The 20,673-nt window shown below is 57.5% G+C and carries 17 protein-coding genes; 4 read left to right on the forward strand and 13 right to left on the reverse strand.

The features are described 5' to 3' along the window. Positions 1–54 precede the first annotated feature (54 nt). Together CFT65_RS08345 and CFT65_RS08350 are read left to right on the forward strand one after the other, a co-directional pair. Complete coding sequence (locus tag CFT65_RS08345) at positions 55–1,854, forward strand: acyl-CoA dehydrogenase C-terminal domain-containing protein (RefSeq protein WP_088828191.1); 1,800 nt, start codon at positions 55–57, stop codon at positions 1,852–1,854. Between the two features lie 211 nt (positions 1,855–2,065). Further along, a complete protein-coding gene (locus tag CFT65_RS08350) occupies positions 2,066–3,856 on the forward strand; it encodes an acyl-CoA dehydrogenase C-terminal domain-containing protein (RefSeq protein WP_088827595.1) in 1,791 nt (596 codons plus the stop codon). 87 nt (positions 3,857–3,943) lie between these two features. Here the strand turns inward: CFT65_RS08350 and CFT65_RS08355 are convergent, their stop codons facing one another. From CFT65_RS08355 to leuS, 5 genes are all read right to left on the reverse strand, one after another. Continuing rightward, on the reverse strand, positions 3,944–4,579 hold the full coding sequence (locus tag CFT65_RS08355; protein ID WP_088827596.1) for an endonuclease: 636 nt from the start codon (positions 4,577–4,579) through the stop codon (positions 3,944–3,946). Positions 4,580–4,776: 197 nt separating this feature from the next. Continuing rightward, a complete protein-coding gene (locus CFT65_RS08360) occupies positions 4,777–5,040 on the reverse strand; it encodes a hypothetical protein (RefSeq protein WP_088827597.1) in 264 nt (87 codons plus the stop codon). Positions 5,041–5,151: 111 nt separating this feature from the next. After that, the gene (gene holA, locus CFT65_RS08365) at positions 5,152–6,159 is read right to left on the reverse strand and encodes a DNA polymerase III subunit delta (protein ID WP_088827598.1); all 1,008 of its coding nucleotides are present in this window, start codon (positions 6,157–6,159) and stop codon (positions 5,152–5,154) included. Continuing rightward, complete coding sequence (gene lptE, locus CFT65_RS08370; RefSeq protein ID WP_088827599.1) at positions 6,156–6,743, reverse strand: LPS assembly lipoprotein LptE; 588 nt, start codon at positions 6,741–6,743, stop codon at positions 6,156–6,158. Before lptE ends, holA begins: the two co-directional genes overlap by 4 nt. 1 nt (position 6,744) lies before the next feature. Beyond that, complete coding sequence (gene leuS / locus CFT65_RS08375; RefSeq protein WP_088828192.1) at positions 6,745–9,330, reverse strand: leucine--tRNA ligase; 2,586 nt, start codon at positions 9,328–9,330, stop codon at positions 6,745–6,747. A gap of 200 nt (positions 9,331–9,530) precedes the next feature. Here leuS and CFT65_RS08380 point away from each other — a divergent pair, with 200 nt between their 5' ends. After that, positions 9,531–10,079, forward strand: coding sequence for a zinc ribbon-containing protein (locus tag CFT65_RS08380; protein WP_088827600.1), 549 nt, complete (start codon positions 9,531–9,533; stop codon positions 10,077–10,079). Here the strand turns inward: CFT65_RS08380 and lnt are convergent. The 5 genes from lnt to miaB all read right to left on the reverse strand — a co-directional run bounded on the left by lnt (position 10,048) and on the right by miaB (position 15,765). Beyond that, positions 10,048–11,610 (reverse strand): apolipoprotein N-acyltransferase, encoded by a 1,563-nt coding sequence (lnt, locus tag CFT65_RS08385; protein ID WP_088827601.1) that lies wholly within the window; start codon positions 11,608–11,610, stop codon positions 10,048–10,050. The genes CFT65_RS08380 and lnt overlap by 32 nt on opposite strands. Next, positions 11,600–12,445, reverse strand: a complete 846-nt coding sequence (locus CFT65_RS08390) for an HlyC/CorC family transporter (protein WP_088827602.1) — start codon at positions 12,443–12,445, stop codon at positions 11,600–11,602. The genes lnt and CFT65_RS08390 overlap by 11 nt, the downstream gene beginning before the upstream one ends. Then, entirely contained in the window at positions 12,442–12,915 is a 474-nt protein-coding gene (ybeY, locus tag CFT65_RS08395; protein WP_088827603.1) for an rRNA maturation RNase YbeY, read from the reverse strand. The genes CFT65_RS08390 and ybeY overlap by 4 nt, the downstream gene beginning before the upstream one ends. Then, the gene (locus tag CFT65_RS08400; protein WP_088827604.1) at positions 12,912–13,895 is read right to left on the reverse strand and encodes a PhoH family protein; all 984 of its coding nucleotides are present in this window, start codon (positions 13,893–13,895) and stop codon (positions 12,912–12,914) included. The genes ybeY and CFT65_RS08400 overlap by 4 nt, the downstream gene beginning before the upstream one ends. A 523-nt stretch (positions 13,896–14,418) precedes the next feature. Further along, positions 14,419–15,765 carry a tRNA (N6-isopentenyl adenosine(37)-C2)-methylthiotransferase MiaB gene (gene miaB, locus CFT65_RS08405; RefSeq protein WP_088827605.1) on the reverse strand — a complete coding sequence of 449 codons (1,347 nt, stop codon included), beginning with the start codon at positions 15,763–15,765 and terminating at the stop codon, positions 14,419–14,421. A 185-nt stretch (positions 15,766–15,950) separates the two neighbouring features. Between miaB and trmH the strand changes: the two genes are divergently transcribed. Beyond that, complete coding sequence (gene trmH / locus CFT65_RS08410; RefSeq protein ID WP_228705809.1) at positions 15,951–16,730, forward strand: tRNA (guanosine(18)-2'-O)-methyltransferase TrmH; 780 nt, start codon at positions 15,951–15,953, stop codon at positions 16,728–16,730. Here trmH and CFT65_RS08415 read toward each other — a convergent pair. The 3 genes from CFT65_RS08415 to cysD all read right to left on the reverse strand — a co-directional run bounded on the left by CFT65_RS08415 (position 16,666) and on the right by cysD (position 20,658). Continuing rightward, on the reverse strand, positions 16,666–17,682 hold the full coding sequence (locus tag CFT65_RS08415) for a nucleoid-associated protein (protein WP_088827606.1): 1,017 nt from the start codon (positions 17,680–17,682) through the stop codon (positions 16,666–16,668). The genes trmH and CFT65_RS08415 overlap by 65 nt on opposite strands. Before the next feature lie 407 nt (positions 17,683–18,089). Beyond that, positions 18,090–19,748, reverse strand: a complete 1,659-nt coding sequence (gene cysN, locus CFT65_RS08420; RefSeq protein ID WP_088827607.1) for a sulfate adenylyltransferase subunit CysN — start codon at positions 19,746–19,748, stop codon at positions 18,090–18,092. Between the two features lies 1 nt (position 19,749). Beyond that, complete coding sequence (cysD, locus tag CFT65_RS08425; protein ID WP_088827608.1) at positions 19,750–20,658, reverse strand: sulfate adenylyltransferase subunit CysD; 909 nt, start codon at positions 20,656–20,658, stop codon at positions 19,750–19,752. Between the last annotated feature and the right edge of the window lie 15 nt (positions 20,659–20,673).

Consider the following 20,673-nt stretch of genomic DNA (forward strand, 5'->3'; position numbering starts at 1 on the left):
GGCCAGAAGCTGTCAAACCTGATTCAGCTGAGACCGAGAACCGAGGTGGATTCCATGCCTGAGTACAAAGCGCCCCTGCGTGACATCAAATTCGTAATGACCGAGCTGCTGAACAGCGAGCAGCACTACGCCAACCTGGAAGGTGCCGAAGACGCCACTCCGGATATGGTGGATGCCATTATCGGGGAAGGTGCCAAGTTCTGTGAGCAGGTTCTGTCTCCTCTGAACCAGGTAGGTGACAAAGAAGGCTGTACCTGGAGCGAAGACGGCGTCAAGACGCCGACTGGCTTCAAGGAAGCCTACAAGCAATACATTGAAGGCGGCTGGCCGTCCATGAACGCTGACCCCAACTATGGTGGGCAAGGTCTGCCGGGCTCCCTGGGCCTTGTCATGAGCGAGATGGTTGGTACCGCCAACTGGTCCTTTGGCATGTACCCCGGTCTGAGCCACGGTGCAACCAACACCATCGAAGAGCATGGTACCGAAGAGCAGAAGCAGACCTACCTGACCAAGCTGATCAGTGGTGAGTGGACTGGCACAATGTGTCTGACAGAGCCGCATTGCGGTTCTGATCTCGGCACCCTTCGCACCAAAGCAGAGCCGAATGCCGACGGCACTTACGCCATCACTGGTACCAAGATCTTTATCTCTGCTGGTGAGCACGACATGGCCGAGAACATCGTCCATATCGTTCTGGCGCGTTTGCCGGGTGCACCCGAAGGCACCAAGGGGATCTCTCTGTTCATCGTGCCCAAGTGCCTGCCGAATGAAGATGGCTCTGCCGGCGAGCGCAACGCGGTTTCCTGTGGCTCCATCGAACACAAGATGGGTATCCACGGCAACGCCACCTGCGTAATGAATTTCGATGGCGCCAAGGGCTGGCTGATCGGGCCTGAGAACAAAGGCCTGAACTGCATGTTCACTTTCATGAACGTGGCGAGAATTGGGACCGCAATTCAGGGTCTTGGAGCGGCTGAGCTGGGCTTCCAGGGCTCTCTGGCCTACGCCAAGGAGCGTCTGGCGATGCGTTCCTTGAGTGGCGCCAAGAATCCGGAGGGTATTGCTGATCCGATTATTGTGCATCCGGACGTGCGTCGCATGTTGCTGACCCAGAAAGCCGTTGCCGAAGGCGCTCGTGCCCTGATTTATCTGACTGCTCAACAAGCCGATGTTGTAAAAAGCGGAAAAACCGAAGAAGAGCGTCGCGCTGCAGACGAAGCTCTGGGCTTCCTGACACCGATCGCCAAGGCGTTCCTGACCGAGATCGGTTACGAGGCAGCCAACCTGGGTATGCAGGTATTCGGCGGCCACGGCTTCATCTCCGAGTGGGGTATGGAGCAGAACGTTCGTGACGCCCGCATCGGCATGATCTACGAAGGCACCACCGGTATCCAGGCGCTGGATCTGCTGGGCCGCAAGGTTCTGATGACCCAGGGCGAATCCCTGAAGGGCTTCACCAAGCAGGTGCACCTGTTCTGCAAGGAAAACGCGGAAGACGAGCAGCTGAAGGAATTCATCGAGCCGCTGGCAGCCATGAACAAGGAATGGGGCGAGCTGACCACCAAGATCGGCATGTCTGCCATGAAGAACCGTGAGGAAGTGGGTGCGGCCTCCGTGGACTACCTGATGTATTCCGGTTACGCCGTGTTCGCCTACCTGTGGGCCCGTATGGCGAAGGTTGCCCTGGACAAGATGGTTGAGGGCACCACCGAGGAAATGTTCTACAACGCCAAGATCCAGACCGCGCGCTTCTACTTCAAGCGCATGCTGCCCCGGGCCAAGGGCCACGCAGAAAGCATGCTGGCCGGCGCCGACAGCCTGATGGACATGCCGGAGGAAGCCTTCGCCATCTAAGGCGCGGGCACCGAAGGACAGTTCCAAGGAACAGAAAGCCCGTGCTCCTCGGAGGCGGGCTTTTTTCATGAGTTGCGGTCCGCTTTTAGGGTAGAATAGGTGCCCATAAAAATAATCTTCAGCGGACACATAGCCCGAGCAGGTGTGACCGGCCCAAATCGCGGCCCTTTTGCCACCTGAACAGACTGACAGGATTTTTGGAGAGTTTTAGATGGCTGATTATCAGGCACCCCTACGTGACATGCGTTTCGTTCTGAACGAGGTTTTCGATGCCTCCGCCCTGTGGGCCTCACTGCCCAGGGTTGCTGAGCATGTGGACCCGGAAACCGCAGACGCGATTCTTGAAGAAGCCGGCAAGATCAGCAGTGGTGTGCTTGCGCCCCTGAACCGCGAGGGCGACGAACAAGGCTGCAAATGGAACGACGGTGAGGTGACCTCGCCGGACGGCTTCAAGGAGGCCTACCAGACCATCGTTGAAGGCGGCTGGAACGGCCTCGGCGGTAACCCGGACTTTGGCGGCATGGGCATGCCCAAGACCCTGGTGGCTCAGTTTGAGGAAATGATGCAGGGCGCCAACATGGCGTTTGGGCTGGCCCCTATGCTTACGGCCGGTGCCTGTCTGGCTCTGGACGCCCACGGCAGTGATGAGCTGAAAGAAAAATACCTGCCCAACATGTACTCCGGCGTCTGGTCCGGTGCCATGGATCTGACAGAGCCCCACGCCGGGACCGATCTGGGTATTATCCGCACCAAGGCCGAGCCCAATGACGACGGCTCATTCAGCGTCACAGGCACCAAGATCTTCATTACTTGGGGCGAGCACGACATGGCGGAGAACATCGTCCACCTGGTGCTGGCCAAGCTCCCGGACGCACCGAAAGGTCCCAAGGGCATTTCCATGTTCCTGGTACCCAAATTCCCGGTGAATGAAGACGGCTCTCTGGGCGAGCGCAACAGCTTCAGCTGTGGCTCGCTCGAGAAGAAAATGGGCATCAAGGGTTCTGCTACCTGCGTGATGAACTTCGATGGCGCCAAAGGCTGGCTGGTCGGCGAAGAGAACAAGGGCCTGGCTGCCATGTTCACCATGATGAACTACGAGCGCCTGGGTGTCGGTATCCAGGGTATCGGCGCTGCCGAGGCTTCTCTGCAAAGTGCCCGGGAATACGCCCTGGACCGTATTCAGAGCCGTGCCCCAACCGGGGCTCAACAGCCTGAGAAGGCCGCAGACCCAATCCTTGTGCACCCGGATGTCCGCCGCATGCTGCTTACCATGAAAGGCTATGTTGAAGGCGGTCGTACCTTCTCAACCTACGTGGCCCAGTGGTTGGATATCGCCAAGTACGCAGAAGATGATGAGCGTCGCAAGCACGCTGAGGGCATGGTGGCGTTGCTGACACCGGTCGCCAAGGCATTCCTGACCGATCGCGGCCTGGATGCCTGTATCATGGGCCAGCAGGTCTTCGGTGGCCATGGTTTCATCCGGGAGTGGGGTCAGGAGCAACTGGTTCGTGACTGCCGCATTACCCAGATCTACGAAGGGACCAACGGTATTCAGGCGCTGGACCTGATGGGCCGGAAGGTGGTCGGGACCCAGGGTAAGCTTTACGAACTGTTTGCCCAGGATGTGGCGAACTTCCTCGAGGCGAACAGCGGTGACGAGTACCTGCGCCCGTTTCTCGAGCCCCTTGCGGCTGCGGTTGAGCGCCTGGATGATGTCACCGAGCATGTCATCAAGCAGGCCGGCGACAATCCGGACGCCGTTGGTGCCGCGTCCGTCGACTATCTGGACCTGTTCGGTCTGACGGCTCTGGGTTATATGTGGGCGAAGATCGTCAAAGCAGCGGCACCTCAGGCCGAGGCGGATACTTCTGGCTTCTATAGCGGTAAACTGAAGACAGCGCGCTTCTACTTTGATCGTCTGTTGCCAAAGACGGTTTCGCTGGCTGAAGGTATTCGCAGTGGCAGTGACTCAATGATGGCGCTGACTGCAGAAGAATTCTGAGTCTGAAAGCATTAGTCACGCAAAAAAACAGGCCTTCTGGCCTGTTTTTTTATTGTTGATGGATAATCAGGCTGGTGCCTCAAAACCTTATAGTCGCTCCATCCGCTCTGGATTGGTGACGAAAGGGTTGTCGTTGCCCTGGATTTCGGCAATGCGCCGGTGACGGGTGAGCTCGCCATCATCAGGCGGGTCCAGGCGGTTCCAACCCTTGAAAACCGCAGAGGAGCCCAGCCAGGGCAGGTCATAGGTGTCCACCATATACGCAACGGTGCGCGCAACATCGCCCTTGACCCTGACAGGCGGCTCAAAGAACTGAGCGCTCTGGCGGATGCCACACTCATCCTCACTGACCGACGATCCGAGGTCCTCGTAACGGGCATTGCGGCGCCGCATCTCGGTCCGGCTACGCACCGGTACCATGTTATGCATGTCGGACGCGATCTGACGGTAGCGATTGTCCTGTTCACATTCACGTGATGTGCCGCAGTCGAGTGCGCTGCGAACATCTGCCAATGGGTATACGTAGCCGTCTGTCAGCACGAAACCTTTACTTGTGAAAGCGGTGTTGCAGAAGAAGGAGTTGCCGCCACTGGCGTATAAGTCGCCCCAGAAATGATCGGAAACAACGGTCTCCGGATCGCTGAACCGGGTATTCTGACCAATAACGAGGGTGGTGGTAAGCAACAGACAGATTGCTGTGGGTATCAGTAAGAATTTTTTCATACGCCTTTTATACCTCGCAGTATGCTCAAGCGTCCTGGTAAATCGGGCCCTGTTGATCAGGACCGGTCAGGAGTTGATCAAGCGGGTCAAAACTATGACGCTTTGTTCACTGATACTGTGAAGTATGGCACAGAGGCTCCAAACCACGGAGCCTCTGGGACAGAAATTTGTGGCGTAGTGTTAGCAGGTTAACAGTTTTACTTTAGTTTGTTGCGGATGTTCTGGTAACCGGTTTTCAGATCTTCGCCCAGTTTTGAGGCAGTTTGGCGCGCTTCCTGGGAAGCATCGTCGGCGTCGTGGAGAACCTCATCGATCTTCGCTCTGAATCGATCCCAGTCCTGCTCAAGGTCGTCCCACTCGTCTTTCACGTCTTCCCGGGCGAGATGCATCTGAACGCGCGCCTCATCCCGGTACTGTTTTACCTTTTCCGACAGCTTCTTGAGCTCTTCTTGAAGACTCATATCAAGCACCTCCTTGAATTGTTGGTGTGCTTACAATGCGCCCGATCGTGAAAAACTGTCAAGGGGGTGGACATGCCAAAAGCGCACTAGGAGAGCGGAGTTTGATGCAGATCAGGAACGGCCGGCTAGCAGCGCGGACATGTCTCGCAAATAATGCCAGGGTGTCAGGGTGTCGAAGCCTTTGGCGGCCCGATCAATCTGGCTGCAAAGGGTGATGGCCTCGAGCAGTTGGAAGCGGTTCAGTCGGCGCGCGGCCTGCTCCAGGGCTCGGGCTCTTTGGGGTTGAAATACCCCCCGCTTTTTCAGAAAGGCGGCGGGATTTTCCGACTGACCGCCTGAAGACTTCAATTCAAGCAGGAGGTTCAGGTCGCGGCTGAGGACGGACAACAGGCCCAGCGGGTTTTCTCCCTCTTGCTGCAGAACGGTGATCATCTTACCGGCGTGAGGTGCCCGGCCACTGATCAATTCTGTCACCAGTTCAAAGCCATTGAACCGGGAGCTGTCCTGGACTGCCTGCTCAACGGTTTCCTCGTCGATGGTGTTGCCGTTCGCCAGCAGCGATAGCCTGTCGAGCTCCTGACTGGCGGCAAGCAGATTGCCTTCGAGGCGTTCGCTCATGATGGCCAGGGCGCCCCGGGTCAGGCTCAGACCACGGTTGCTGGCTCTCTGCTGGAGCCAGCCCTGGAATTTGTCGGCATCTACCGGCCAAACCGGTACGTGCACCCCTTTCCCCTGGAGCTCCTTGTACCATTTGCGGCGGGTTTCCGGTGCGTCCAGGCGAGCGCTGATCAGCAGCAGGATGATATCTTCGGGAGGGTCAGCCAGCACTTGTTCCAGTACTGCGCGGCCGTCACCAAGCTTGCCGGTTGGCAGATGAATCTCAATGCGCCGTTTCTCAGCGAACAGCGACATGGCACTGAATTCTTCGCCAACGGCATTCCAGTCCAGCTGATGGTCTGCATGGAAGGTCAGGCGGTCGTGGAAGCCTGCTTCTTTCGCAGTCTTTCGAATCTGATCACAACACTCCTGGACCAGCAGCGGTTCGTCACCGGATATGAGATAGACGGGAGAAAGGCCCTTTTTCAGGAGCTGGGATAACTGTCCCGGATTGGTTTTCATGGCTGGCCTGTGGCTTGGGCGTCGGCTTCCTGGTTACGCTGGTATTCTGCCCGAATGGCGTCGATTCTCTGTGGGGTCAAAGGTGCCAGCCGGAATATCACCTGTTGCGCAAGGCGATCGTCCATTTGCTGGCGCAGGGTTTCCTCTTCCCGCTGTCTTGCCAGAACGTTAGTTTCGTCGTACCGGTAACTTTCGCTGGTGGTCAGGCGTGTTGTGGCTACCATGGGAACCCGGTCTGCGCTGACCACTTCAAGGTCCACGGAGTGACGCAGCGTGTATTCGGCCGCTGCGGCCTGGGCTGTGATGGCACTTGCCCGACGGTCCCGCTCGAAGTTTTTCAGCCGCAAAATGTAGTCGGCGTCTGCAACTGGCGCGACACGGATGTTGCCTAGACTGAGCTGTTCACGTAAGGAACGGCACAGGTTATCGGGCACCTGTGATGAGCAATCGACAGCAAGAGGCTCAAGGGCCGAAGAAACCGGTGGAGCACCCCGCAACTGGAATCCGCAGCCCGCAAGCAGCACCGCCATAGCAGCGGTCAACATCAGGTGAGCTGAGGATTTCAGAGGGGCGTGCCGGGGCATATCAGTTCGCCACCACGTTCACGAGTTTGCCGGGGACCACGATAACTTTGCGCACCGTTGCGCCCTCGGTAAAGCGCATGACGTTCTCGTTCTCCAAAGCCAGCTTTTCGAGGTCCGCCTTGCTAATGTCGGCAGGCACATCTTCTTTGGCGCGAACTTTGCCATTCACCTGCAGTACTACCTGGATCTGGCTGCGAACCATGGCCGCTTCATCGGCTTTTGGCCAGGTTGCATCAACGACTGGCTCCTCATGACCGAGCGCCTGCCAGAGGGTATGGCAGATGTGAGGAACGATCGGCGACAGCACAAGCACCGCAGTATCAAGGGCTTCCTGGCGGACCGCCCGGGTCTGTGGCTCGTCACCCTGGAGTTTGCCAACATCGTTGAGCAGCTCCATCACGGCGGCAATGGCCGTGTTGAAGGTTAGCCGACGGCTGATGTCGTCACTGACTTTTGCAATGGTTTCGTGAGTCTTGCGCCGCAGGGTTTTCTGGTTATCGTTCAGGCTCGCCGCGTCGAGAGCGGGCGCGGCACCAGCGGCGGCGTGCTCATTCACCAGACGCCAGACCCGCTTGAGGAACCGGTGTGCTCCTTCGACACCGCTGTCTGACCACTCCAGGGACTGTTCTGGCGGGGCCGCAAACATCATGAAAAGGCGAACGGTATCGGCGCCGTGCTCATCAATAATGGCCTGGGGATCAATACCATTGTTCTTGGACTTCGACATCTTGGTGACGCCGCCGGAAACCACCGGGTCACCATCTTCCTTGTGCACCGCCCGAACAGGCTGGCCTTTTTCGTCCCGCTCAACGGTCACGTCGGCTGGGGAGATCCACACCTTGCCGCCTTTCCCGTCCTCGCGGTAATAGGTCTCGGCCAGAACCATACCCTGGCAAAGCAGCCGGTTAAACGGCTCGGAACTGGTTACCAGCCCGACATCCCGGAGCAGCTTGTGGAAGAAACGGGCGTACAGCAGGTGCAGAATGGCGTGCTCAATGCCGCCGATATACTGATCCACCGGCAGCCAGTAGTTGGCCGCAGAGGGGTCCAGCATGCCCTTGTCATAGTTGGGGCTGCAGAACCGGGCGTAGTACCAGGAGGACTCCATGAACGTATCAAAGGTGTCGGTTTCCAGAGTTGCCGGCTGGCCATTGAATTCGGTTTTGCACCATTCGGGGTCGGCCTTGATGGGAGACTGGACGCCGTCCATTTCCACATCTTCCGGCAGACGGACCGGCAGCTTGTCATCAGGCACCGGCATCTCGGTGCCGTCTTCCAGGGTCATCATCGGAATCGGAGCACCCCAGTAACGCTGGCGGGATACGCCCCAGTCGCGCAGGCGGTAGTTCACGGTGCGCTTACCAATGTTGTGTTCTTCCAGGTAACTGGCGATCTCGTCGAAGGCTTCTTCGCTAGTCAGGCCGCTGTACTTGCCGGAAGACACCAGCGTGCCTTTTTCGGTAAACGCCTCTTCCTGCACATCAATTTCATGGCCATCCCGGGCGGCAATAACCTGCTTGATGGGCAGCTTGTACTTGCGGGCGAATTCATGGTCCCGCTCGTCGTGGCCCGGAACGGCCATCAGGGCGCCTGTGCCGTAATCGGTCAGAACGAAGTTGGCGACCCAGATCGGAATTTCTTCCTGGGTCAGCGGATGGACAGCCTTGAAACCGGTGTCGATGCCGCGCTTCTCCATGGTCGCCAGCTCGGCCTCCGCGGTCTTGCTGTTGCGGCACTCCTCGACAAATTCAGCCACATCGCGATGACGCTCCGCCGCCTCTTTGGCCAGCGGATGCTCAGCCGCCACGGCCATATAACTCACGCCCATCAGGGTGTCGGGGCGTGTGGTATAAACGGTCAGGCCAGTGTCCCGGCCTTTCAGTGGGAAGGTCAGCTCGGTACCTTCCGACTTGCCGATCCAGTTGCGCTGCATGGTCTTGACCTGCTCGGGCCAGTCTTCCAGCTCATCCAGATCGTGCAGAAGTTCTTCGGCGTAATCGGTAATGCGGATAAACCACTGGGGAATCTTCTTCTGTTCCACCAGCGCCCCGGAGCGCCAGCCCCGGCCGTCCACAACCTGCTCGTTGGCCAGAACCGTCTGGTCCACCGGGTCCCAGTTAACCGTGGACATCTTCTTGTACACCAGGCCCTTCTCATACAGGCGGGCGAAGAACCACTGCTCCCAGCGATAGTAATCCGGCTTGCAGGTCGCCAGCTCGCGCTCCCAGTCGTAGCCGAAGCCCAGTTGCTTGAGCTGGTTTTTCATGTATTCGATGTTGGCGTAGGTCCACTTGGCCGGTGCGGTCTTGTTGGCAATGGCAGCGTTCTCGGCGGGCAGGCCAAAGGCATCCCAGCCCATGGGCTGCATCACGTTCTTGCCCTGCATACGCTGGTAGCGGGAAATGACATCGCCGATGGTGTAGTTACGGACATGCCCCATGTGCAGCTTGCCACTGGGGTAGGGGAACATGGACAGGCAGTAGTACTTGGGTTTGCCCGGTTCTTCCTTGACCATAAAGGTCTTGTTCTCTTCCCAGAAATTACGGGCATTCTGTTCTACGTCACGGGGATTGTATTGCTCGTCCATTCCTGCCATTACCGAAATTACCTTGTGTGGAAAAATAAAAGCCTGTGTCAAAATCACGTCCGGAGCGGGCCGAACATTCTAACGCACACTAGCCTTTACAGGTAGTCTGCCAATTTTCTGTTCTTGTGCCAGACTTGTAGTATTGGCGGGAGGCGGCTAGCGCGGCTCTTGCACCCAACTGCGGTATTAAAGGAGTCAATATGACAACACCAGAAAGAAGTCATCTCTCAGGAAAGGCACTGGAAGTGTATGACCGTATGCTGGAGCGGGTAAAAACGCGTCTCCATGACCTGCAAGAAACATCGCTCCAGAACCTTGAGGAAGAGGTCGACAAGGCGGTGGAGTTCGAGTACGAACTGGGGGAAATGACCCGGGATGAAGCAAATCTTCTCGGTGCCTATCTGCAGCGGGATCTTGAACATCTGCTGCATTTTGTGGAGGAGACCGGCGAGGGCCTGAGTGAATGGTTGCAGCTCGATATCGCGCTGCTGGAACACCAGTTGGCGGATAGCCTGTTCTCCGTTGCCGATAAAACCGTCGTAGACTTCCTGGAACTCAAGCAGAAACTGGAAAACAAGGAAGTGGGCCAGTATATCTCAGGCGAGGTGGCCACCGCAGGGATGTTCCAGTGCCTTAACTGCGGGCACATGCGTTGCCTGACGGCCACCAGCCACCTGGAACCCTGCGAAGCCTGCGGCTCCCACTACTACGAGCGGGTTACGAGCCGCTGGCCGAAACAGGAGGAATGATCCGCTCCCGGACAAAAACGATCAGAATGACAGCCAGGGTCAGGATAGGCCAAGAGCCAGTCTGCATGTAAGGCGTGCTGCCCGTGGCGGTGAACACCTCGCCGGTCAGGGTGGCGCGCTCGAACTGGGGAATGGTTTCAGTGAGCTCGCCCCGATTATTGATAATCGCGGTCACGCCATTGTTGGTGCCGCGGAGCATATAACGGCCAGTCTCCAGTGCCCGCATTCTCGCGATCTGCAAGTGCTGCAGCGGGCCGATGGAATCCCCGAACCAGCCGTCGTTGCTGATGGTGAGCAACAGGCCCGCGCCCCGGGCGTTGAAGGCGACAAAATCCGGGTAGGCGACCTCGTAGCAGATGAACGGCATCACATTGACACCATTTGCCTTGAGTGGGTCCTGCCACGCCGGTCCCCGGCTGAAATCGCTCATGGGCAAATCGAAGAAACCGATCAATCCCCGCAGCACACTCTGCAGTGGGACATACTCCCCAAATGGCACCAGCTTCTGCTTGTGGTAGATACCTTCGCCGTTGCCGATGGCCATGATGCTGTTGTGAAACGTGAAATCTTCAATACGGTCGCTGAACCCGTACCAGGGTATTCCGGTAATAAGGGTGCTGTTTTCACCAAGTTCTGCACTGATGTGATCGATGATTTTGCCGGCCTGATCCTGGGGGATCGGAATGGCGGTTTCCGGCCAGAGGATCAGGTCTGTGTCCCAGTGGTCTTCGGTCATCCCCAGATAGGTGACGATCTGGTCCTTCAGGAATTCCGGGTCCCATTTGATCTGCTGGGGAATATTGCCCTGCATGGCGGCAAAGGCTGTGGGGTCTTCAGTAAGATCCGTCCAGTCGAGGCGATTCATGGCTGGCGCAACTAACCAGGGAATCAGGGCCACCACCAGGGTTACGCCAGCAGCAACCGGTTTGAGGTGTTTAAGAAGCCACCAGCCGCCATAGAGTGCAGCACCGGTGGCGGTAATCCAGAAAGTAATGCCATGTACCCCGGTCAACGGTGCCAGCCCGGCCAGGGGGCCGTCGGTGTGCGCCGTGCCCAGATACAGCCAGGGAAAGCCGGTCAGCAGCCAACCCCTTAGCCAGTCGCCAAGAATCCAGATCGCGGGAAACAATATCAGACGCCTGGCCGGGCTCTCCTTGGCAAGCTTGCCCCAGAACCAGAAAGCCAGACCGTGGAACAGGGCCAGGCCCGCCACGAAAAGGATCGTAAGCAGAATGGCAACGGGAATCGCCGTGTTGCCGTGTTCGCTGATGCTGATGTAGACCCAGCTGGCGCCACTGCCGAACAGCCCCAGGCCAGTGAGCCATCCGGCGCGGAATAGCTTCTCGGGAGCCAGGGGCACTGTCACCAGCAGAATGAGCACAACCGAGACCGGTCCCAGCCACCAGAGGTTGAACGGTGAAAAGGTCAGGGTTTGCAGGGCACCGGCGACCACAAGTGCTGCCGCGCCAAGCCAGGCGTTGGAAGAAAGCGGAGTGTTCAGAGCTCTGGCGTTGGTGGTGTCACTGTTCACTTCGGGTTACCTGCAGCAGACGGATTACGCGGTTATCGGCGTTGGCAATGGTAAAGCGCAAGCCGCCAAATTCAACCGATTCGCCCCGTCTGGGCAGGTGTCCGAATTCCTTGAGAACCACACCACCAATGGTATCGAATTCCTCTTCGTCCATTTCGGTCTCGAAGAACTCATTGAAATCATCAATGGGGGTTACTGCTTTTACGGCGTAGCTGCCATCGCCCCGGGCCTTGATGTGGGTTTCTTCATCAAAATCGTGCTCGTCTTCAATTTCACCAACAATCTGTTCAAGCACGTCTTCAATGGTGATCAACCCGGCGGTGCCGCCGTATTCATCCACCACAATGGCCATATGGTTGCGGTTTTCCTTGAACTCCTTGAGCAGCTGGTTAAGGCGTTTGCTCTCGGGCACGAAGGTGGGCGGGCGCAGTATTTCCCGGATACGGTTCCAGTTCAGATCGTTGTTCAGGGCCAGGGGAAGCAGGTCCTTGGCCAGAAGAACGCCAATCACGTCGTCCTGGCTGTCCCCGATGACCGGGAACCGGCTGTGTGCAGAATCCATGATTTCGCCCAGGAACTCTTTGGGCTCCTGGGAAGCCTTGACGGTGACCATCTGTGAGCGGGGAATCATGATCTCATCCACTCGCATGTCGATCACCTGCATGGCACCTTCGATGATGCTCATGGCATCGACATCGATGATGTTCTGGGACTCGGCGTCCCGCAGGATTTCCAGCACGTCCTCAACGGACTCAGGCCCGCTGGAGAAGGCCTGTGATATACGTTCCAGCCAGGACTTGCCGCCCTGACTGCGACTCGACTGATCGTCGCTCATGAGTCTTTATCCGTTTCCTCTGCTTCGTAGGGATTGCCAAATCCGAGCTGCGCCAACAGCCGGATTTCGAGGGCTTCCATGACCTCGGCATCATCGTCTTCAATATGGTCAAAACCCCGGAGATGCAACATGCCATGCACCACCATGTGAGCCCAATGGGCGTCCAGGGTTTTGTCCTGCTCTGTGGCCTCTTTCTCGACAACCGGTGCGCAAATCACCAGATCTCCGGCCAATGGCACCGTTATACCGGCTGGCGCCTCAAATGGGAAGGACAACACGTTGGTCGGGTAGTCCCGGCCCCGGTACTGATGATTCAAGGCTTGGCTTTCTTCGGTTCCGACAATACGGACCGTCACCTCGGACGGATCCTCGCCCTGCCAGGCAAGTTGCGCCCATTTTCGAACCTTCGTCTCCGAAGGTATCCCCGGCGCCTCGAAAACCTGCTGAAAATCCACTGTCAGCTCGCTCACTGGCCGGTCGCACTCCCGTCATCAAAGGAATCGTAGGCTTCAACAATCCGCTGAACCAGCGGGTGACGAACAACGTCTTTTGCTTCGAACCGGGTAAACCCGATACCTGGCACCTTGCTCAGAACTCCGGCTGCGTGAATAAGCCCGGAATTCTGGCCCCGGGGCAGATCCACCTGGGTAGTATCGCCGGTGATCACCGCTGTGGAGCCGAAGCCGATCCGGGTCAGAAACATCTTCATCTGCTCCCGGGTGGTGTTCTGGCTTTCGTCCAGAATAATGAATGAGTTGTTCAGCGTGCGGCCGCGCATGAACGCCAGCGGCGCAATCTCGATCACGCTTTTCTCAATCAGCCGGGTAACCTGGTCAAACCCAAGCATTTCATACAGAGCGTCGTACAGCGGACGCAGATAGGGGTCCACCTTCTGGGCAAGGTCACCTGGGAGGAAGCCAAGCTTCTCACCGGCCTCGACCGCTGGCCGAACCAGCAAAATCCGCTTCACCTGCTCGTCTTTCAGGGCCTCAACGGCACAGGCCACCGCCAACCAGGTCTTGCCGGTACCCGCCGGGCCGATCCCGAAGTTGATATCGTGGGTGCGGATGTTATGAACATACTTCTGCTGGTTTGCACCCCGGGGCTTTGCCTGCAGCTTCGGCGTCTTGATAACCGTCACGGCACCGTCGTAGGGCACGTCTTCGGGTAAGCGTTCAAAGCCGGTTTCCCGGATAAACAGATGCACGGTATCCGGCGCAATATCATCCGTGGCTTCGGTCTCCCGATACAGATGCCGGATAACCTCAACGGCCGCTGCCACGTGCTCGGTCTCACCCTCAACTCGGAAATGATGGCCGCGCCTGCCGACTTTCACGTGCAGGCGTTTTTCAATCATCTTCAGGTTTTCATCAAACTGGCCACAAAGCGTCGCCAGCCGACGCTGGTCCACCGGGTGCAGGTCAAATTGTCTGTGATCGTTGGCGTTCAAAAGTGCTCCGTTTTGGTTTACTCCCCCCTGGTTTTTCGTTTGGGAGTACGTGTTTCTGATGTTCGGTTAACGGGCAAGGGCCGGAGGGGCTTTCCAAAAAACGCCCGTGAATACGTCCCTGTAGGGCTCGGTCGCGCCATCCATGGCGCTCCACGTTTTTGGAAAGCCCCTCCGGCCCTTGCCCTGATAAGTCTATGTGCAGGTCCGAATATGAAAAAACAAGTAGGTCGGATTAGCCGGAGGCGTAATCCGACAGGTTCATTCGTGACAGCCACATTGTTGGATTACGACTTCGTCTAATCCAACCTGCAGCCCTGTGCATTCCTGTGCATTCCTGTGCATTGCCTTCTGGTTTTGGCATGCAATGGAGCAATCAGCGGAGAGTGGTGGGGCCTTCTTCCCAAAAATGTCGGCGGCCATGGATGGCCGACGCCAAGCGCACATGGATGTGCTCGTAGCGGTTTTTGGGAAGAAGGCCCCACCACTCGCCAAACTCCCAAGCCGGACAAATCCCGAATAAGGCCTAAAACATCTCTGAGTTCACGGGCACCCCGCGAAGAGAGTTGGCATAAGCCTCCACAATCTCCACATCAATAAAGTGCCCGACAACCTCCGGATTCTCATGCCGGAAGTTCACAATCCGGTTGTTCTCGGTACGCCCCGCATACTCTCCGGGGTCCTTCTTGGACAGGCCGGTCACCAGAATCCGCTGGGTGCTGCCAACCATCTTGCGGCTGATGTCCATCACATTCTGATTCAGGCGATCCTGCAGGATGCTCAGACGCTGCTTCTTGACGTCCATCGGAGTTTCATCGGGCAGATCGGACGCGGGCGTGCCCGGACGGGCGCTGTAGACGAAGCTGAAGGACATGTCGAAGCCGATGTCGTTGATCAGCTTCATGGTGTCCTCGAAATCTTTCTCTGTTTCACCCGGGAAGCCGATAATGAAGTCCGACGAGAAACTGATATTCGGGCGGATCTTGCGCAAGCGGCGGAGTTTGGATTTGTACTCCAATGCCGTGTGGCCACGCTTCATGGCCGCCAGGATCCGGTCAGAGCCGCTCTGGACCGGCAGGTGCAGGTGGCTGACCAGCTCCGGAACGCGCTCATAGACGTCGATCAGAGCATCCGAGAATTCCACCGGATGGGAGGTGGTGTAACGGATGCGGTCGATGCCGTCGATGGTGGCGATCAGTTCGATCAGTTCTGCAAGGTCCATGATGTCGCCGTCGTGGGTTTCGCCACGGTAGGCGTTCACGTTCTGGCCCAGCAGGTTCACTTCGCGAACGCCCTGGCTGGCCAGATGGGCCACTTCGGCGATTACATCGTCGGCCGGGCGGCTGACTTCTTCGCCTCGGGTGTAAGGCACTACACAGAAGGTGCAGTACTTGCTGCAGCCTTCCATGATCGAAACAAACGCGGAGGGGCCGTCTGCGCCGGGTTCGGGCAGGTTGTCGAATTTCTCGATCTCCGGAAAGCTGACGTCCACCACGCCCACACCGTTACCCTTCGCCCGCACTTCGGTAATCATGTCGGGCAGGCGATGCAGGGTTTGCGGGCCGAAGACCATGTCGACATACGGGGCGCGGTCGAGAATGGCCTGACCTTCCTGGGAAGCCACGCAGCCGCCCACGCCGATAATCATCTCGGGTTTTTTGCTTTTCAGCTTTTTCCAGCGGCCAAGCTGGTGGAACACCTTCTCCTGGGCTTTTTCCCGAATGGAGCAGGTGTTTAGCAGCAGGATGTCGGCGTCATCGGGTGAATCGGTCATTTCGACGGTTTCACCGGTTTTGAGCAGGTCTGCCATGCGGGCAGAGTCATACTCGTTCATCTGACAGCCGTGGGTTTTGATGTACAGCTTCTTGGCCATGGGTCTCACGTAATCTGATGGATGTTGCGCCGGGAACTGAATGGTCTGAAGGGGCGCCAGCAAAAAGGAACTGCGTATTATAACGGGGTGCTTAAACTTCAACCACCTTTGTCTCGGCTAGTTGCTAGTCCGCTTGTGGTATTATTTTTGGTTCTTTAAATCGACAATCAAGCCCGAAGAAGATCATGACCCCCGAACGCCTCGCCCGAATCAAAGAAACCCTGAACACCCGGCAACCGGACCTGAGCGTCCTAACCGACCAGGTCCACAAACCGCGGAATCTCTCCGCCATTATCCGATCCTGCGACGCCTTCGGGCTGGCGAACATGCACGTGGTCTGGCCAAAGGAAGGCTTCAGGGCGTTCCGCAAAACCGCCGGTGGCAGCTACAACTGGGTGACCACCCACACCTATCGAAGTATGGACGAAGCGATTGAAAGTCTGAAAGGGCAGGGCCACAAGCTTTATGCCGCGCAGCTCTCCAACCGGGCGATTGATTTCCGGGAGGCGGACTACACGGTGCCCTGTACGGTGATTATGGGCAACGAGGTTGACGGCGTCAGCGCCGACGCCGCGGCCCAGGCCGACGAGCACATCGTGATCCCGATGATGGGGATGGTGGAGTCGCTCAATGTCTCGTCTGCCTGCGCAATCGTCCTGTCGGAAGCCCAGCGGCAAAGAAAGCTGGCCGGCATGTTCGACCAGCGCCGGTTGCCTGATGACGAATACAACCGTTTACTGTTCCGCTGGTGTCAGCCCACGGTTAAACGCTACTGTGACGACCGCAACCTGCCGTACCCGCCGATCGACCCGGAAACCGGGGAGCTCATCGATGGCGTAGGCTGGATGCAGGAGGTCAGAAAACTGCGGGCGAATCGACCACGATGGGACGACGAGCCCATCACTCCTCGCGAGCCTCAAGATACCGCTGAAGCTGTTCCCGCAAAGCCTTGGGAAGCCGGGTAATCGTCAGAGCATCTTTGTCACGGTCATAGTAAACCGCCTGATTCACCAGGTCGGAAGAAAACGACACACTCATTCCGCCACCGGATCCTGCAATACGCACCAGCTTCTTCACCTTGCGGTGATCCGGGTGCAGCACACCGCTTTCCGGAAGTTCGGCGGTTTTCGAGGCAAACTCCTTGAATCGCTGCGGCTCGCTCTCATCCAGGTAGCCGGACAGTGCCTCAATTTCCACCGGTTCCCCGAGGGCATGCTGTTCCTTGCAGAACTCATAAGCCTTGTTGCGAACCTCGCAGGCTTTCTCTGGCTCGGAGGACTTGGCAAAAGCTTCCACCGCATCTAGAAAGGTCATGGTTTCCTTTTCCACATCTACCTGATTGGTAAACCCGCACAAACGGATAAACAGCTCGCCCGGCTCACCCGTTCCACGGCCATGCACCAGGGTGAGATAGTTCTCTGCCGGGTTGTTGCCCCGCCAGTCGTCCAGCTCAATGCGAACGGCAAGGTTAAGGCGGGACAGGCTGAGAACGTCGGTCGCATCCAATGATTGCTTGCCATCGAAGCGCATGGCGCTGTCTGTTTCCAGGATAAACAGGTAAACCACCTCGGCGTCCGCCAGAGCATCGTGGACGATCATTAGATGGCCATCGAACTCTTCCTGGCTGCCGGTGAGCAGTTCCTGCCATTGCCCGAACAGGCGGTCGGTCATGGCGCCGAAGGTTTGCTTGTCTTCAAGGTAGTCCTTAAGCCAGGCACTGAACGGGCACTCGCCCAGGTCTTCGGAAAACCGGCCGTATTTCTTGCCGGGTTTGCTGTTGAACAGGCGCTTCATCTGCTTGTGCAGGCCCTCGTAATCGCCACCGGGCTCCTGCAGGGCCTCACCGGTCACAAGGCGGGCAGGCTGACCCGGCTGGTACTGGCTGGCGAAGGCAGTGCGGAGGTGTTTGATGGCCATTTTTGGCTCCTGTTCGTTGTTTCGGTTGACTCAGAGGGGCGGGATTCTGCCATGTATTGGTGATGGATTCATTCCTGGTCTGCGGGTTCTGGGGTGGGCCGCAGGGCAGGTGATTCTTTTTCTTCCGAAAAAACAACTCGCTTCGCTCAGACATTTTTTTCTACCGAAAAAGAATCACCTACCCCAGGTCCACGAGCCTTTCAGTGGTCCGCTTAAAAAGGAATGCATGCTTTGCCGTGCTTTTGCTTTGGGGATTATCGACAAAGTTTGCCGGCGGTGGGGGTATCTTTTTCTGTAGAAAAAAATGTCTGAGCGAAGCGAGTTGCTTTTCACAAAGAAAAAGATATCCCCACCCCGGCGCCAGCCACCAAAGCAGGGATATCTCTCGTGTACTCAGAAGTCAGAAATCAAACCCGCTTGCTGCGAATCAACTCCTGCACAAGTTTGTTCACAGCCTCAGGAATCTCCTGCTCGCTGTCGGCGGTTGTGGCCGCGTTGGCGATGTCAGTGCCGAGGTTAACGGCAATGGCAATCAGACCGTGGGAGGTCAGAAGCTGGGCAACGCGGCGGCGTTCGTCGGCATCGCCGGCGTTTTCTTCGGTGACCACCACGGCGGTCTTGCCCTGGTCGAACAGCGCACGCTCAACGGCGAGGGCCAGTGCCGGCGCCTGACGGCCATTACAGGCAATGATGGCCGGTTTCTGGGCCAGTCGGCGCTCGCGTTCTTCTACCGAAACCGGATCGAGAGATTCGCCGGAATCGGCCAGGCCGGCCACCATGCCTGCACCGATGGTGACGTTGGACAGCCGGTCGATCACGATGAAACTGCCGGTGGCATGGTTGCGCTGGTAGGCATCAAAGGCAATCGGCTGATTCAGCGTCAGCTCACAAAGGCCAATCTCGTTCAGCTGGAGCTGGCTCGGATTGGCCTGCTGGTCGAGGGTGTTTACATCGGTCTGGTGGTGGATCTTTTTCACCGTACCGGAGGCAAAGGTTGGTCCCAGCTTGATATCATACAGGCGACCGGTTTCCAGGGGTGCATCGGTCATCCACACGATGTTGGCGTTGAAGCGGTTGCCAACTTCCGGCTCGTCTTCCACTTTAACCAGCATATCGCCGCGACTGATGTCGATTTCATCGGTCAGGGTGAGGGTAACCGCCTGATCGATATAGGCCTCTTCGAGATTGCCATCGAACGTGACGACTTCTTTGACCGTACTGGTGCGCCGCGAGGGCAGGGCCATCACTTGTTCGCCCGGGCGGATCACGCCGGAGGCGATGGTGCCGCAGAAGCCCCGGAAATTGAGGTTCGGGCGGGTAACGTACTGAACTGGGAAGCGGAAATGCTCCAGATTCTTGTCCCGGCCCACTTCCACGGTTTCCAGAATCTCCATCAGGGGCTGGCCGGTGAACCAGGGCGTGTTCTCGCTTTTGTTTACCACGTTGTCGCCTTCCAGGGCGGACAGCGGCACAAAGCGAATATCTTTCAGGCCCAGCTTGGCGGCAAAGGCCAGATAATCGTCTTTGATTTCGTTGAAGCGTTCTTCGCTGAAATCCACCAGGTCCATCTTGTTAACCGCCACGACAATATGGCGAATGCCCAGCAGAGAGGCGATGTAGGAATGGCGACGGGTCTGGGTCAGTACGCCGTGGCGGGCGTCGATCATCAGGATCGCGACCTGGGCGGTGGATGCGCCGGTGGCCATGTTCCGGGTGTACTGTTCATGGCCCGGGGTGTCAGCGATGATGAACTTGCGCTTGTCGGTGGAGAAGTACCGGTAGGCCACATCGATTGTGATGCCCTGTTCGCGCTCGGCCTGCAGGCCGTCTACCAGCAGGGCGAGGTCCAGTTTCTCGCCCGTGGTGCCCATCTTGGCGCTGTCGGTTTTCAGGCTGGCCATATGATCTTCGTAGATCATCTTGGTGTCATGGAGCAGGCGACCGATCAGGGTGCTTTTGCCGTCGTCCACGCTGCCACAGGTGAGCAGGCGCAGGAGTTCCTTGTTTTCATGCTGTTTCAGGTAGGCCTGAATATCTTCTGCAATCAGATCAGACTGGTGTGACATCTTAGAAGTACCCTTCCCGCTTTTTTTGTTCCATGGAACCGGCCGAATCGTGATCGATCACCCGGCCCTGACGCTCGGAGCTCTTGGCCAGCAACATTTCCTGGATGATGTCTGGAAGCGTGTTGGCTTCGGACTCGATGGCGCCCGTAAGCGGGTAGCAGCCCAGGGTCCGGAAGCGGACCGATTTCATCATCGGTTTCTCGCCTTCCTTCAATGGCATGCGGTCGTCGTCCACCATGATCAGGGTGCCATCGCGTTCAACGACCGGACGCTCGGCGGCGTAGTAGAGCGGAACGATGTCGATGTTCTCGAGGTAGATGTATTGCCAGATATCCAGCTCTGTCCAGTTGGACAGCGGAAACACACGGATGCTCTCGCCCTTGTTGATCTTGCCGTTGTAGATGTTCCACAACTCGGGACGCTGGTTCTTGGGATCCCAGCGATGGTACTCATCCCGGAATGAATACACGCGCTCCTTGGCCCGGGATTTCTCCTCGTCGCGGCGGGCACCGCCGAAGGCCGCATCGAACTTGTACTTGTCCAGGGCCTGTTTCAGGGCCTGGGTTTTCATGACATCGGTATGTTTCGCGCTACCGTGAGTGAACGGCCCGATTCCCTGATCCACGCCTTCCTGGTTGGTGTGCACGATCAGGTCCAGGCCAAATTTTTCAGCGACGTTGTCCCTGAACTTGATCATCTCCCGGAATTTCCAGGTGGTATCAATGTGCATCAACGGGAAGGGCGGTTTGCCTGGATAGAAGGCCTTCAGGGCCAAATGGAGCATTACCGCGGAATCCTTGCCGATGGAGTACAGCATTACCGGATTGTCGAACTCGGCTGCCACTTCCCGGATGATGTGGATGCTTTCCGCTTCCAGCTGTTTCAGGTGCGTGAGGTTGTATAAGGTCATGATAATCCGTTGCCG

The organism is Marinobacter sp. es.048 (assembly GCF_900188435.1).
In the GTDB taxonomy this organism is placed as follows: domain Bacteria; phylum Pseudomonadota; class Gammaproteobacteria; order Pseudomonadales; family Oleiphilaceae; genus Marinobacter.

Coding starts and splice junctions, on each gene's coding strand:
- CFT65_RS08350 (WP_088827595.1), top strand. CDS start 2,066: ATGGCTGATTATCAGGCACCCCTACGTGACATGCGTTTCGTTCTGAAC.
- CFT65_RS08345 (WP_088828191.1), top strand. CDS start 55: ATGCCTGAGTACAAAGCGCCCCTGCGTGACATCAAATTCGTAATGACC.
- trmH (WP_228705809.1), top strand. CDS start 15,951: ATGACCCCCGAACGCCTCGCCCGAATCAAAGAAACCCTGAACACCCGG.
- lptE (WP_088827599.1), bottom strand. CDS start 6,743: ATGCCCCGGCACGCCCCTCTGAAATCCTCAGCTCACCTGATGTTGACC.
- leuS (WP_088828192.1), bottom strand. CDS start 9,330: ATGGACGAGCAATACAATCCCCGTGACGTAGAACAGAATGCCCGTAAT.
- miaB (WP_088827605.1), bottom strand. CDS start 15,765: ATGGCCAAGAAGCTGTACATCAAAACCCACGGCTGTCAGATGAACGAG.
- CFT65_RS08360 (WP_088827597.1), bottom strand. CDS start 5,040: ATGAGTCTTCAAGAAGAGCTCAAGAAGCTGTCGGAAAAGGTAAAACAG.
- holA (WP_088827598.1), bottom strand. CDS start 6,159: ATGAAAACCAATCCGGGACAGTTATCCCAGCTCCTGAAAAAGGGCCTT.
- cysD (WP_088827608.1), bottom strand. CDS start 20,658: ATGACCTTATACAACCTCACGCACCTGAAACAGCTGGAAGCGGAAAGC.
- cysN (WP_088827607.1), bottom strand. CDS start 19,748: ATGTCACACCAGTCTGATCTGATTGCAGAAGATATTCAGGCCTACCTG.
- CFT65_RS08390 (WP_088827602.1), bottom strand. CDS start 12,445: ATGAGCGACGATCAGTCGAGTCGCAGTCAGGGCGGCAAGTCCTGGCTG.
- CFT65_RS08415 (WP_088827606.1), bottom strand. CDS start 17,682: ATGGCCATCAAACACCTCCGCACTGCCTTCGCCAGCCAGTACCAGCCG.
- CFT65_RS08380 (WP_088827600.1), top strand. CDS start 9,531: ATGACAACACCAGAAAGAAGTCATCTCTCAGGAAAGGCACTGGAAGTG.
- CFT65_RS08355 (WP_088827596.1), bottom strand. CDS start 4,579: ATGAAAAAATTCTTACTGATACCCACAGCAATCTGTCTGTTGCTTACC.